Genomic DNA, 13,110 nt, shown 5'->3' on the forward strand with positions numbered 1-13,110 from the left:
GCGCGGCAAGGTCTTCGGCCTGTTCGGCGCGATCGTCGGTCTGGGCGAGGTCTCGGCCCCCGGCCACGGAGGAGCGGTGTCCCTCAGCCCTTGGTGGAGCACTTGGGCAGGTCGGAGGTCCGGCCCGCGCCGATGTCCTTGAGGGCCTTCATCGCGTCGTCGAGGGTGTCGACCTTGACGAGCCTGAGCCCGTCGGGGGTGTCCTTGGCGGCCTCGGCGCAGTTGTCCTTGGGCGTCAGGAAGTACTGGGCACCCTTGTTGCGCGCGCCGACCGTCTTCATGTCGATGCCGCCGATCGGGCCGACCTTGCCGTTGTCGTCGATGGTGCCCGTGCCGGCCACGAACTTGCCTCCGGTGAGGTTCCCCGGGGTGAGCTTGTCCACGATGCCGAGCGAGAACATCAGACCCGCGCTCGGACCGCCGACGTCGGCGAGCTTGATGTCGATCGTGAACGGGAACGTGTGGTCGGTCCCGGCCGAGATCCCGACGATGGCACGGTCGGTGCCGTCGTCGTCGGACTTGACCGTGGTGATCGTCACATCCTTGGTCGCGGTCGCCGTCGTGTGCTCCTTCGTGGCGGCGGCCTGCTCCTTGGCGGGCACGATCGTGAACACGGCCTTCTCGCCCGGCTTGTGCTTGGTGACGAGCTTCGCGACGTCGTCGGGCGCCTTCACGGTCGTACCGTCGACGGCCTTGATGACGTCACCCGCGTGCAGCCGTCCCTCGGCCGGGGAGTCCTTGACGACGGTGGAGACGATCACCCAGGACTTCACGGGGATGGCCAGCTCCTTCAGGGCGGACACCTTGGCGCTCTCCTGGGACTGGCTGAACTCCTCGGCGTTCTCCTGCGTCGACTGCTGCTCGGTCTTGCCGTCCGGGTAGAGCGTGTCGTGCGGCACGATCTTGCTGTCGTGCGCCAGCCATCCGTACACGGCCTCGACGAGGTTCATGTTGTAGTCGGCGCTCGTGACCCGGACCGTGGTCATGTTCAGGTGCCCGGTCGTCGGGTACGTCTTACGGCCGGAGATCTGCAGCACCGGCTCGCCGTCGTGGTCACCCAGTGTGTTCACCGTGGGCCCCGGGGACATCTCCGAGTACGGCACTTTGATGAACACTCCCGCGCACAGGAGCGCGATCAGGATCAGAGTGGAGGCGAGCATCGTCGCGGTGCGGCGTGGCATGGAACGACAGTACGGGACGGTGGTGTAGGCGCACCGTCGGGGCCGTCCGTACGTGGTGACTCCGGAACACGCCCGAACGGCACGAATGCCGTGTTCCGGGCGTTGCCGCGCCGCGTTCCGCACGGTTCGGGACCGCCCGGGCAGGCTCCCGGCGGACCGGGCCCACGGCACGGTCCCTCGAACGGGTCCCTCGAACGCCTGGAGGCGTCGCCTCCGCGCGCGAGGGACGGACCGTGGACCTCTCAGACCGCGTCGGAGTGGGACTTCTCCCGGACGCCGGTCCGCTCCATGGCCTCACGGAAGCGCGTGTATCCGGCGAGCTCGACACCGTCTCCCGCGGCTTTGCGATTCCGGCCGGCCCAACTGCCCCACAGACCGGCACCGATCGCGGCCATCAGCGGAATCAGCAACCAGGCAAGCGCCGCCATGTCGACCTCCCAACCCCATGAGCGACCGCAACTGACTGATCAGCAGATTAACCATCCGCAGTGTCAACGCTCACGGCAGGGCCCCGGTTACGCAACCGGACGGCGGTATCGGGTCGGCCGCACCCCCTGAGTGCCGGGTGCGCGGAGAATCCGGCCGGTCTCAGCAGGCGCCGACCCACTCCTGGGTGCCGTCCGAGAACCTCTGGTGCTTCCAGATCGGCACCTCGTGCTTGAGGTCGTCGATGAGCATGCGGCAGGCCTCGAAGGCCTCGCTCCGGTGCGGGCACGACACGGCGACGATCACGGCCAGATCCCCGACACGCAGGTCGCCCACCCGGTGAACGGCGGCCATCGCCCGCACCGGATAGGCGGCGGCCACCTTCTCCGCGACGCGGCGCATCTCCGCCTCGGCGGTGGGGTGGGACGAGTACCCGAGCTCGTCGACGTCGGCGCCCCCGTCGTGATTCCGCACGGTCCCCACGAACAACGCGGTCCCCCCTGCGGCGTCGTCCCCGACCGCCTTGAAGACCTCGTCCAGGGAGAGCGGTTCGTCGCGGATCGCGAGCAGCCTGATCGGGTCCTGCGCGGCCCGCTCACCGGGGTGGTCATAGGTAGGTGCCATGCCCCCCATCGTGCCGCACCGCGCCGACCCCGAGGAATACGCCTTTCCCCCGGCACGCACGCGCCCCACTTGGAGCCTCCTCCAGTACGCCTTCGGCCATCCGGGCGGTCCAGGGAACCGCTGTACGGGACGGGCGGGGCCTGCACTCCGACCCCGGGTCACACCAGGGCTTGGTGAGGCTCGGCTCGGCACGGTTGGACGCGGTTCGGCGCGGCACGGCACGGCGCGGCACGGATCGGTTCGGTTCGGTTCGGTTCGGGCACGGCACGGCACGGATTGGTTCGGCTCGGCGCCGGCCAGCCCGGTATACCCGTGCCGGGATCGGCGCCCCGGCGCCGTTCACTCCGTCGGCGCAGTGGTGCGGCGCCGGTGTCAGAACCTCCGCCGGGCCTTCCGGGCCCGGCGGACCACCGCGGCCGCGCCCAGCAGGGCCACCGTCGCGCCCGCCGCGCCCGCCGCGGTCGCGTCCTTGCGGCCCAGCCGCCGGCCGGCCACCGTGTGCCGCCCCGCGACCTCCTCCAGCAGCTCCGCCAGGACCTCCTCGTTGGTCCAGCGCGGCCGCCATCCCGCATCGTGCAAGCGGCTCCCGCTCACCACCCAGGGGTACATCGTGTAGGCGAGGTCCCCGGCGGGCGAGGGGGTGAGGCCGATCCGGTGGAGCCGCGCGGCGGCGCCCAGCGCGACCGCGGACGGCAGCTCCATCCGCCGGATCCCGCTCAGCTCCTCCACCTCCTCCTGCTCCAGCCACCCGTCGCACCCGACGGCCAGCTCGCCCTCGACCTTCTCGACGACGGCGTACTCCAGCGCGGCGCACAGGTCCTCGACGTGACAGAACTGCCAGGCGGGCCTCGACCCCGCCACCACGAGCAGCCGGGGAGACTCGAAATACCTGGTCAGGGCGGTGTCCGTGCCGCCGCCGACAAGTACCGCGGGCCGCACGACGGTCACGTTCAGCCCGGGGTGCGCCCGCGGCGCGCGGCGCGCGAGCCGCTCGATCTCCAGCAGGTCACCGACGCCCGTCGCCTCGGCCGTCGCCCGCAGCTCGGCGTCCTCGGACAGGGGCAGCTCGTTGTCGGGCAGCGCCCCGTAGACCATCGCGGACGTGCACAGCACGACCCGGTGGACCCCCGCCGCCGCGGCGGCGGTGAGCACGGTCTGCGTCCCGCGGACGTTGTACGCCGTCCGGGCCGCCGCGTCCGTCTCCAGATCGAGGTCGAGCGCCAGATGGACCACGACGTCCGCTCCGCGCAGTTTCTCGGCGATCGCCGGGTCCCGGACGTCCAGGATGTGCCACTGGGCGTCGGCGCAGTCGCCGCGCCGCTCGTCGATGGCGACGACCTGCCGGATCTCCTCGCTGGCGGCCAGCCGCTCGGTGAGCAGCGCGCCCACACCGGCCGCCGCGCCGGTGACCGCGACGACGGGGCCGCGCGAGGCTGGGCTGGTTGAGTGGTTTCGCGCTGCGCGAACCTGCGGATCTGGGGAACTCACCGGGCGTCTCCAGCGGTTGTCTTCAGTAATGGACGCGTGTGACGCGTCCCTACCAGGTGGCATCCATCCTGCCGCAGGCGACGAGTCGGCGAAGCACCGAGGCCCGATCGGGTTCAGGTGTCTACGCTGGGTGGTGTTGTGGGCAGCCGCCGTCGGCACGAACCGGCGGCCTTACCAGCCGAGGAATCCCGTGAGTGACACCCCATTCGGATTCGGCCTTCCGCCGGAGGAGCCGGACAACGGCGACGAGGGCAAGAAGAAGGACCAGCAGAGCGGCGGTGGTCAGGGACCGTTCGGTTTCGGGCCGCCCGGAGCCGGCGGCCCCGGAGCCGACAATCCGCTCGCAGCGATGTTCGGTTCGATGAACCCCAACGACCTGGGCGCCGCGTTCCAGCAACTGGGCCAGATGCTCTCGTACGAGGGCGGCCCGGTGAACTGGGACATGGCCAAGCAGATCGCCCGGCAGACGGTCGCCCAGGGCACCTCTGACGGCACCAAGGACGCGAGCGTCGGACAGTCCGAGCGGCTCGCGGTCGAGGAGGCCGTCCGTCTGGCCGATCTGTGGCTGGACGACGCGACGTCCCTGCCGTCCGGTGCCGCCTCCGCGCTGGCCTGGAGCCGGGCGGAGTGGGTCGAGGCGACCCTGCCGGTGTGGAAGGAACTCGTCGACCCGGTCGCCGAGCGGGTCGGCGCGGCCATGGGCGATGTGCTGCCCGAGGAGATGCAGGCCATGGCGGGCCCGCTGATCGGCATGATGCGCTCCATGGGCGGCGCCATGTTCGGTACGCAGATCGGCCAGGCCGTCGGCGTGCTCGCGGGCGAGGTCGTCGGCTCGACCGACATCGGTCTGCCGCTCGGCCCGGTCGGCAAGGCCGCGCTGCTGCCGCTGAACATCGAGTCGTTCGGCAAGGACCTGAGCGTCCCCCAGGAGGAGGTGCGGCTCTACCTCGCGCTGCGCGAGGCCGCCCACCAGCGCCTTTTCGCGCACGTGCCGTGGCTGCGCTCACACCTGTTCGGCGCTGTCGAGGGATACGCGCGCGGGATCAAGGTCGACACCGCGAAGCTGGAGGACGTGGTCGGCCAGTTCGACCCGCAGAACCCCGAGGAACTGCAGCAGGCGCTCCAGCAGGGCATGTTCCAGCCGGAGGACACGCCGGAGCAGAAGGCGGCGCTGGCCCGCCTGGAGACGGCCCTCGCGCTGGTCGAGGGATGGGTGGACGCGGTCGTCCACTCGGCGGCCAAGCCGCGGCTCTCGTCGGCCGACGCGCTGCGCGAGACGCTGCGCCGTCGCCGTGCCACGGGCGGCCCCGCCGAGCAGACGTTCGCCACGCTGATCGGTCTGGAGCTGCGCCCGCGCCGGCTGCGCGACGCCTCGCGCCTGTGGGCCTCGCTCACCGACGCGCGCGGTGTGGACGGCCGGGACGGCCTGTGGGCCCACCCGGACATGTTGCCGACGGCGTCCGACCTGGACGACCCGGACGGCTTCGTGCACCGCGAGCACATGGACTTCTCGGAGCTCGACAAGATGCTCGGCGAGGCCGCGAGCGGCACCGCGGAGAAGCCGGACCTGAAGAAGCACGACGCCTCCGACGGCTCCGACGGCCCCAAGGACTCCGGCAAGGGTGACGGCGCCGAGTGAGCCTGCACGACGACGCGGTCCTCGTGCTGAAGAGCCACGAGGGCCAGGACGAGCTGCGCCAGGTCTATCTGGACCACCTGTCCGAGCATGCGGACGGGATGTGGAAGGCGTGCGACGCCGGACACGTCACGGCGAGCGCCCTGGTGATCGATCCGTCGCGCGGCCGCGTCCTGCTGACGCTGCACCGCAAGCTCCGGATGTGGCTGCAGATGGGCGGTCACTGCGAGCCGGGCGACGCGACCCTGGCCGAGGCCGCCCTGCGCGAGGCGGCCGAGGAGTCGGGCGTCTCGGGCCTGACCCTGCTGCCGGGCGGCCCTGTGATGCTGGACCGGCACGCCATCCCGGCGCCGTGCCACTGGCACCTGGACGTCCAGTACGCGGCCCTCGCCCCGGCCGACGCCGTCGAGGCGATCAGCGACGAGTCCATCGACCTGCGGTGGTTCGCGTACGACGAGGTCGCCGAGGCGGCCGACGATTCGGTCGTACGACTCCTGGAGGCGACCCGCGCCCGGCTGTGACCGGCGCGAGAACCACCGGCGTGCACGAGGGCCATCACGGGTAGGGGGCGGCCGACGTGTAAGGGGCGACCGCCAATGGCGATCGCCCCTTACCTCTGCTCACTACCTCTGCTCACCGAACCGTCGTAGCCCGAAGGGCGGAACGGTCAGCTCCAGACGTTGCCCTGGTTCTGCGCGTGGACGCCCTGCTGCCCCATGCCGTACTGGGCACGCAGCCCCTGGCCGATCACCGCGTTCTGCGGCGGCAGCAGTTCGCTGGGCTGCACGAGCGCGTAACCGCTGCCCATGAAGCTGAGCTCCCAGCCCTCACCGGTGTTGCCTCGGCGCCGCCACACACCCGAGGAGTGCGTCTGGGCCTGCATCTGCACCCGCAGGCCGGTGGACCACGCGACGATCGCGTCGGCGTCGCAGTTGACGTACTTGTCCGGGGTGACCTGCATCATCAGCGGCACCCCGGAGGTCACCAGCGCGACCTTGCCCCGGCCGGTGATGTTGAGCTGGTACTTGCCGGAGCCGGAGATGCCGTACTGGCTGTCCACGGCGATGACCTCATGGTGCAGCCCGGAGTCCATCGCCAGCACATAGCTGCTGTCGACGGTCAGGCCGTCCTGGTCGACGTCGAGGATGTGCACGTGCTGGCCGAGGTTGGCGAGGTAGACCGTGCCCTGCCCATGGCAGCGCATCAGGTCGAGGCCCTCACCGGTGTACGCACGCGCGCGGTGCTGGCTGTTGTTCTGGTACTCGGCGTCGAACTCGACGAGGCCCTGGTACGCGACCATCGTGCCCTTGCGGGCGAGGATGTCGTCATGACCCTCCAGGACGATGCGCAGCATCTGCGAGTTCTGCAGGCTGTAGCGGTCCTGGGTCTGCTGCTCGTTGTAGCCGAAAAGCGGGCTCTGCATGATGTCCTGCTCCCCCTCAGCCCCGGACTCGGAGGCGGTCGGTGCTGTCCTCGCTGGGCTGGACGACGACGATGCCCTGCCCGGAGAACGCCATCTGGAACGCCTCGCCGCTGCCGCGTCCGATGAGCGACTGCGCCTTGAAGCTGCGCTTGCCCTTCACCTTGAGGTTCGGGGACCAGGCGACGAGCGCGTCCGGGTCGACGTACGTCTCGTCCTCACCGCCGCCGCAGTCGACGACGATCGGCTTGCCCCGGGAGGTCAGCGCCACCCAGCCCTGGCCGGAGATCTTGGTGTTCCACAGACCCTGTCCGGCGAACTTGGCGAGCCCCTTGACCCGCTCGACCCCCCAGGTGAGGTGGGCGTCGAAGGCGAGCAGATTGGTGGCGTTGACGGAGATCGCGTCACCGTTGAGGTTGATGACGACGACGTTCGCCCCGTAGTCGGCGAGGTAGAGCAGTCCGTCGCCGGCGCACTTCATGAGGGGCGCGCCCTCGCCGGTCATCCAGTCACGGGCGATCTGGCGCACGGCGGGCGGGTTGGGCTCGTACTGGACGAACCCTTCGTAGGCGACCATCGACCCCACGCGCGCGAGGAGGTCGTTTCCGGTCTGCATGGCGACCTTCAGCATGTGATTGCCGTGGTTCTCCATGCGCGCGGTGACGGGTGCAGGGGCGAAGCCCGCGAGTGGCTGGTTCATGACGGGCTCCCTCAGACCTCGTACGGCTGGACGACGACGAAATTGCCGGGCGCGGCACGGAACTGGAGGTTCACGCTCTCGCCCGTGTCACCGGCGTAGGCGTTGCGGCGCATCCTCACCTGGCTGGAGACGATCACCTGCGCGGCGGCGGACCAGGCGACGACGGCGTTGCAGTCGGCGAACGTCGTGGGCGTCACCGGCAGGACGACGGGGGCGCCGTGCGTCTTGACGACGATGGTGCCCGTCCCCTGGAACTGCATCGTGAACAGCGCGCCCCCGGGGATGCCGTGCCCCTCGATGCGACGGACCTCGTGCTGGAGGGACTCGTCGAAGGCGAGGACGTTCTCCGCGGAGACGCAGATCGCGTCCCCCTGGAGCTCGATGGGGTGCACATGGGTGGCGTTCTCGGCGAAGAACACCTGGCCCTGGCCGGTGCAGCGCATGAGCTGCATCTCCTGGCCGGTGGCGTTGCCCACGATCCGGCCGGCGAACCCGGCGCCCTTGTAGCTGAAGTCGACCTTGCCCTGGTACAGCACCATGCTGCCCTGGCGGGCCAGTACGGGCTGACCGCCGATACCGAGGTCGACGCGGATGAGCTTCTTGTTCTGCGGAGTCCACCGCTGACCGGTGGGCGTCTCCTTGAAGGCACTCAGCGCGGCGGTCACACCGGCCCCGCCCTGCGGAGCGCCCTGAGGTGCGCCGTAGGGGGACGGGGCGCCGGGCTGGCCCGGGTACTGCCCGGGTGCCTGCCCCGGGATCTGGCCGTAGGGCGGCTGCTGGCCGTAGCCGGGGGGCGCCGTCGGGGGCTGCTGACCGTATCCGGGAGGAGCGGTCGGTGCCTGCTGGCTGTAGCCGGGCGGCATGTGGGCCGTCTGGCCGGGCGGCTGCTGGCCGTAGCCGGGCGGCGGACCGGGCGGCTGCCCGTAGGGCGCGGGGCCCGGCGGCGGAACGCTGGCGCCCGGCGGGGTGTGCAGCGGCGCCACGATCGTCGGCGCGCCGTGCATCGAGGGCGCGGGGGCGGGCGTGGGAGCGTGCGGCGCGCCACCGGGGGGCGGCGCGAAGCCCTGCGCGGGCGCCGGAGCAGGCGCGGGTGCCGGCGGCGCGCCGAACGTGGGCGGGGCGAAGGACGGAGCCGCGCCGGGCTGCGGCTGCGGTGCGGCGGCCGGTTCCTCCTCGGCGACCTCGCCGCCGAAGTTCTTCAGCAGCGCGTCGAGGCCGCCGTCGAAGCCCTGTCCCACCGCGGCGAAGCGCCAGACGTCCTTGAGGTAGAAGTCGCCCAGCATCACGGCGCGTTCGGTGGAGAACTCGGCACCGCTGAACGCGTACCGGGCCACCTCCTCGCCGCCTGCGACGATGCGCAGGTATCCGGGTGCGATCTGCGACATCTGTCCGGCGCCGTCGATCGTCGCCGTGAACGACAGCTTCTGGATCTGCGCGGGAATCCGGTCGAGGGTGACCCGGAAGGACTCCGTGTCGCCCGACTGCGTGCCGAGAAGCTGGATGGACTCCTCGGGGGACTTCGGCTGGTTGAAGAAGACGAAGTACCGGTCGTCCGACAGCCGCTCGTCGGCGTCCAGGCCGAAGCAGCTGATGTCGAAGGTGAGTCCGGGGCCGGTGATCTGTACGCCTACGTACAGATCCGTGCCCGCGGTGAGGTCACTGATCTTGGCCTTGTGGCCGCGTTGGAATTCCCTGGCCATGCGTAACGACCGTCCCCCATCCCGAATACGAGTGCGTCGCGTCAGGCTAACGGCAAAGTCCGGAAGTGGACGAAGCCGGTGCAGACCCGGTACACAATCGCACTCCGGGCGGGACGATCCGTCCCACTACTCGTCGCGTGCCGCCGGGAGGTGGGGCAGCCGGTCCGCGGCGACGACGCCTTCGAGGTAGCCGCGGGCGCGCTCGGTACGCGGATAGGCCTCCAGAAGCCGCCAGAAGCGGGGCCCGTGGCCGGGCACGAGCAGATGGGCGAGCTCGTGGAGGAGGACGTAGTCGACGACGTACTCGGGCATGCCCTGCAACCGGTGCGACAGACGGATGCTGCCCTCGGCGGGGGTGCAGGAGCCCCAGCGGGTGTTCTGGTTGGTGACCCAGCGCACCGACGACGGCCGCGCGCGACCGTCGAAATAGTGGGCCGACAGCCGCTCGGCGCGTTCGGCCAGCTCGCTGTCGCCGAGCACACGCCTGCTCTCCTGGGCGGCCAGTTTGTCGAGCATGACGGTGACCCAGCGCTTCTCCTCCGCCTCGGACATCCGGGCGGGGATGAGCACGACGGTGCGGTCGCCCTCGCGGTACGCGGAGACCGTTCTGCGCCGTCGGGCACTCCTGCGGACCTCGATCGCGCTCGCCCCCGAACCGCTCGGCGGCGGGCTCGTCGTGCTGCGCTGAGATGTCGCGACGCTGTGCGGTGGGTCGGCGGGCACGCCCCGACGTTACCTGCTGCACATGGCGAAAGTCCCGCCCCCGGGACGGTTCGATGCCGATCCGCGCCCTGCCCGATTGATTCGTACGACGAACGGTGCCATCTGTGGACAACTTTCGGCGGGATCCGGCGGGCACGGGCATGCTGGCACTCGGTCCGCGCTGCGGGAGTGCACCGCGGACATACGGGGACGTACTACGGATCTACGGGGGTAGGTCATGCATCCGATCGTGAAGCCGGCTCTGCGGCGCGGCTGGCGGGATCTCAACACCGTGCAGTTCGGGATGACACCGGCGCACGCGATGGTGCTGGGCCCGATGGACACGGCGACCGGCAGCTTCCTCGAACTGCTCGACGGGACACGCGGAATGCCGCTGTTGCGTGAGCAGGGGCGTGGGATGGGGTTGCCCGACGGCCATGTGGACGGCGTGGTGGACCGGCTGGCCGGGTCCGGTCTCCTGGACGACACGACCGCGGGCGGCCCGGCCGCGGGCGCGCTGCGTGAGAAGAAGGAGGTCATGGACCGGCTGCGGTCGGACCTCGCCTCCCTCTCCCTCGTCGCCCGCGAGCCCGGCGGCGCCGTCGAGCGTCTGGCCGCCCGCCGCCTGCTGCGCGTACGGGTGCTGGGCGCCGGCCGGGTGGGAGTCGTGCTGGCCGCGCTGCTCGCGGGCGCCGGCGTGGGCGAGGTCGACGTGCGTGACCTCGGCCGCGTGGAGCCGTGGGACCTGGCGCCGGGCGGGCTTCCCGTCGAGTCCGTCGGCGAGCGCCGGGAGGACGCCGCCCGGCGGGCGGTGCGCCGGGCCGCCCCGGACCGACCGCCCCGCGCCGTCGCCAGGGACGGGAAGGGAGAGGAGACGCGCGGACTGTCCCTCGTGATCCTCGCTCCGCGGGACGGTCTCGCCGTCCACGCGCCGGACCCCGCGCAGAGCGAGGGTCTGATCGCCTCGGGGACACCCCATCTCTACGCGGGGGTCGTCGAGGCGACCGGAGTCGTGGGCCCCCTGGTCCTGCCCGGCGACACCGGCTGCGCGGGCTGCCTGGACCGGCGGCGCACCGACATGGATCCGACCTGGCCGCGCCTGGTCGCGCAGTGGCGCTCCGGGCGGCAGCGGCGGGTGGGCGCGTGCGATCTCGCCCTGGCCGCCGCGGTCGCCGGACTCGCGGCGAGCCACGCGCTCGCCTTCCTGGACGGGGATCCGCCCGGCTGCGTGGGGGCCCGCTGGGAGGCGTCGCTGCCCGGCTGCGCGTGGCGGGCGACGCCGGTCGCGGTACACGCCGCCTGTTCCTGCGGCACCGCGAGGAAAACAAATGGAGAGCGAACCCCCGAGGACGGCGAAGCACACGAGAGAATGGCAGGGCGACAGCCGAACGCGGCACAGCTTGCTGGGACCTGGAGGGCGCATGTCTGATCTTCCCCGGAAGGCAGTCACTCGGACTGCCAAACTGGCCGCTCTGCCCATCGGTTTCGCCGGGCGGGCGACCTGGGGGCTCGGGAAGCGGATCGGCGGGAAGTCGGCGGAGATCGTGGGCCGCGAGCTCCAGCAGCGCACGGCCGAGCAGCTCTTCAAGGTCCTCGGGGAGCTGAAGGGCGGTGCGATGAAGTTCGGACAGGCACTGTCCGTGTTCGAGTCGGCACTGCCGGAGGAGATCGCGGGCCCCTATCGCGCGGCGCTGACGAAACTCCAGGACGCGGCGCCTCCCATGCCGACGCGCACGGTCCACTCCGTGCTGGAGGAGCGGCTCGGCGCGGACTGGGCCGACCTGTTCGTGGAGTTCGAGGACAAGCCGTCGGCGGCGGCCTCGATCGGCCAGGTGCACCGGGCGGTGTGGCACGACGGCCGGGAAGTCGCCGTCAAGGTGCAGTATCCGGGGGCAGGCGAGGCCCTGCTGTCCGACCTGACCCAACTCGGCCGCTTCGCCCGGCTTCTGGGGCCCCTGATTCCCGGAATGGACATCAAGCCGCTCATCGCGGAGCTGCGCGACCGGGTCTCCGAGGAGCTCGACTACGGCTTGGAGGCGCAGGCCCAGGCGGCGCACGCCGAGGAGTTCGCGGACGACCCCGACGTGCTGGTGCCGGCGGTCGTCCACCAGTGCGATCAGGTCCTCGTGACGGAATGGATCGACGGGGTGCCGCTGTCGGAGGTGATCAACGACGGCACGCCGGAGCAGCGGGACCGTGCCGGCCAGTTGCTGGCCCGCTTCCTCTTCTCGGGCCCCGCCCGCACCGGTCTGCTGCACGCCGATCCGCACCCCGGCAACTTCCGTCTCCTGCCGGACGGGGAGAGCGGCTGGCGCCTGGGTGTCCTGGACTTCGGCACGGTGGACCGGCTTCCCGGCGGTCTGCCCCAGCCGATCGGCGATTCCCTGCGGATGACCCTGGACGGCGACGCCGAGTCGGTCTACGAACTGCTCTGCGAGGAAGGCTTCGTCAAGGAGTCGATAGACCTCGAACCCGACGCGGTCCTGGACTATCTCCTGCCGATCATCGAACCGGCCGAGGCGGACGAGTTCACCTTCACCCGGGGCTGGATGCGCAACCAGGCCGCCCGTATCGCCGACCCGCGCTCCCCCGCCCATCAGTTGGGCCGGCAGTTGAACCTGCCGCCCGCCTATCTCCTCATACACCGGGTGACCCTCAGCACCATAGGTGTCCTGTGCCAGCTCGGCGCGACGGTCCGGCTGCGCGACGAACTGGAGGAGTGGCTGCCAGGGTTCGTGCCCGAGGAGGAGCTGGAGGAGGAGCTGGGCGAAGAGGTGACGGCCGCCGAGGCGTGAGTCCGCGCCCCGGGCCCGGCCGACAGGGCGGGGCACTCGTCGGGCGGGGCGGGGCGCTCGTCGGGCGGGCTACCACCAGGCCGAGTCGAGACGGCCCTCGATCGCTCTGAGGTTGCTGCGGGCGCAGGTGTCGCAGAAGTATTGGCGGGTGCCGTTCTCGACGGAGCAGGTCCACGTCGGCCGGGGGCCCGCGGCCGTGGTGCCGCACTGGGCGCACACGATCTTCTCGGCTTCGTCCGCGTCGGTCTCCGGTGCGGGGCCGCTGCTGTCACTGTCTTCGGGAAGACTCGTCACTCGAGCGACGATATCGCCGTGGCCGACGGTTCGCGCGGTGCAACGCACCGCGGGGGGCGCCGGGGAGGGGGCGGCGGCCCCCCACACCGAACGAGCGGGGGGGGGGGACACAACAACGGATCGCCGCACAGGGCCGGCGGAAGA

The 13,110-nt window shown here is 71.3% G+C and carries 13 protein-coding genes; 4 read left to right on the forward strand and 9 right to left on the reverse strand.

Annotated elements, in window-relative coordinates:
* Nucleotides 1-83: 83 nt before the first annotated feature.
* The 4 genes from ACWEBX_RS33490 to ACWEBX_RS33505 form a co-directional block, all read right to left on the reverse strand.
* A complete protein-coding gene (locus ACWEBX_RS33490; protein WP_451888531.1) occupies nt 84-1,181 on the reverse strand; it encodes a YlbL family protein in 1,098 nt (365 codons plus the stop codon).
* 242 nt (nt 1,182-1,423) lie between these two features.
* Entirely contained in the window at nt 1,424-1,609 is a 186-nt protein-coding gene (locus ACWEBX_RS33495) for a hypothetical protein (RefSeq protein ID WP_384790359.1), read from the reverse strand.
* A gap of 160 nt (nt 1,610-1,769) precedes the next feature.
* Nucleotides 1,770-2,231, reverse strand: a complete 462-nt coding sequence (locus tag ACWEBX_RS33500) for a molybdenum cofactor biosynthesis protein MoaE (RefSeq protein ID WP_451888532.1) — start codon at nt 2,229-2,231, stop codon at nt 1,770-1,772.
* Between the two features lie 372 nt (nt 2,232-2,603).
* On the reverse strand, nt 2,604-3,719 hold the full coding sequence (locus ACWEBX_RS33505) for an SDR family oxidoreductase (protein WP_384790353.1): 1,116 nt from the start codon (nt 3,717-3,719) through the stop codon (nt 2,604-2,606).
* Between the two features lie 190 nt (nt 3,720-3,909).
* On the opposite strand from ACWEBX_RS33505, the gene ACWEBX_RS33510 reads away from it, so the two are divergent.
* Both ACWEBX_RS33510 and ACWEBX_RS33515 read left to right on the forward strand, forming a co-directional pair.
* Nucleotides 3,910-5,358 (forward strand): zinc-dependent metalloprotease, encoded by a 1,449-nt coding sequence (locus ACWEBX_RS33510; protein WP_451888533.1) that lies wholly within the window; start codon nt 3,910-3,912, stop codon nt 5,356-5,358.
* A complete protein-coding gene (locus ACWEBX_RS33515; RefSeq protein WP_451888534.1) occupies nt 5,355-5,876 on the forward strand; it encodes an NUDIX hydrolase in 522 nt (173 codons plus the stop codon). The genes ACWEBX_RS33510 and ACWEBX_RS33515 overlap by 4 nt, the downstream gene beginning before the upstream one ends.
* Before the next feature lie 146 nt (nt 5,877-6,022).
* Here the strand turns inward: ACWEBX_RS33515 and ACWEBX_RS33520 are convergent, their stop codons facing one another.
* The 4 genes from ACWEBX_RS33520 to ACWEBX_RS33535 form a co-directional block, all read right to left on the reverse strand.
* The gene (locus ACWEBX_RS33520; protein ID WP_451888535.1) at nt 6,023-6,778 is read right to left on the reverse strand and encodes an AIM24 family protein; all 756 of its coding nucleotides are present in this window, start codon (nt 6,776-6,778) and stop codon (nt 6,023-6,025) included.
* A 16-nt stretch (nt 6,779-6,794) separates the two neighbouring features.
* Complete coding sequence (locus ACWEBX_RS33525; RefSeq protein WP_355763893.1) at nt 6,795-7,475, reverse strand: AIM24 family protein; 681 nt, start codon at nt 7,473-7,475, stop codon at nt 6,795-6,797.
* 11 nt (nt 7,476-7,486) lie between these two features.
* The gene (locus ACWEBX_RS33530; protein ID WP_451888536.1) at nt 7,487-9,175 is read right to left on the reverse strand and encodes a TerD family protein; all 1,689 of its coding nucleotides are present in this window, start codon (nt 9,173-9,175) and stop codon (nt 7,487-7,489) included.
* A 126-nt stretch (nt 9,176-9,301) separates the two neighbouring features.
* Nucleotides 9,302-9,898, reverse strand: a complete 597-nt coding sequence (locus ACWEBX_RS33535) for a M48 metallopeptidase family protein (RefSeq protein ID WP_355763887.1) — start codon at nt 9,896-9,898, stop codon at nt 9,302-9,304.
* 217 nt (nt 9,899-10,115) lie between these two features.
* On the opposite strand from ACWEBX_RS33535, the gene ACWEBX_RS33540 reads away from it, so the two are divergent.
* Together ACWEBX_RS33540 and ACWEBX_RS33545 are read left to right on the forward strand one after the other, a co-directional pair.
* Nucleotides 10,116-11,306, forward strand: coding sequence for a ThiF family adenylyltransferase (locus ACWEBX_RS33540; protein WP_451888537.1), 1,191 nt, complete (start codon nt 10,116-10,118; stop codon nt 11,304-11,306).
* Entirely contained in the window at nt 11,299-12,672 is a 1,374-nt protein-coding gene (locus ACWEBX_RS33545) for an ABC1 kinase family protein (RefSeq protein WP_451888538.1), read from the forward strand. Before ACWEBX_RS33540 ends, ACWEBX_RS33545 begins: the two co-directional genes overlap by 8 nt.
* 69 nt (nt 12,673-12,741) lie before the next feature.
* On the opposite strand, the gene ACWEBX_RS33550 is transcribed toward ACWEBX_RS33545, so the two are convergent.
* Entirely contained in the window at nt 12,742-12,966 is a 225-nt protein-coding gene (locus ACWEBX_RS33550) for a hypothetical protein (RefSeq protein WP_451888539.1), read from the reverse strand.
* Nucleotides 12,967-13,110: the final 144 nt, after the last annotated feature.

The sequence above is a fragment of the Streptomyces sp. NPDC005070 genome, assembly GCF_053600395.1.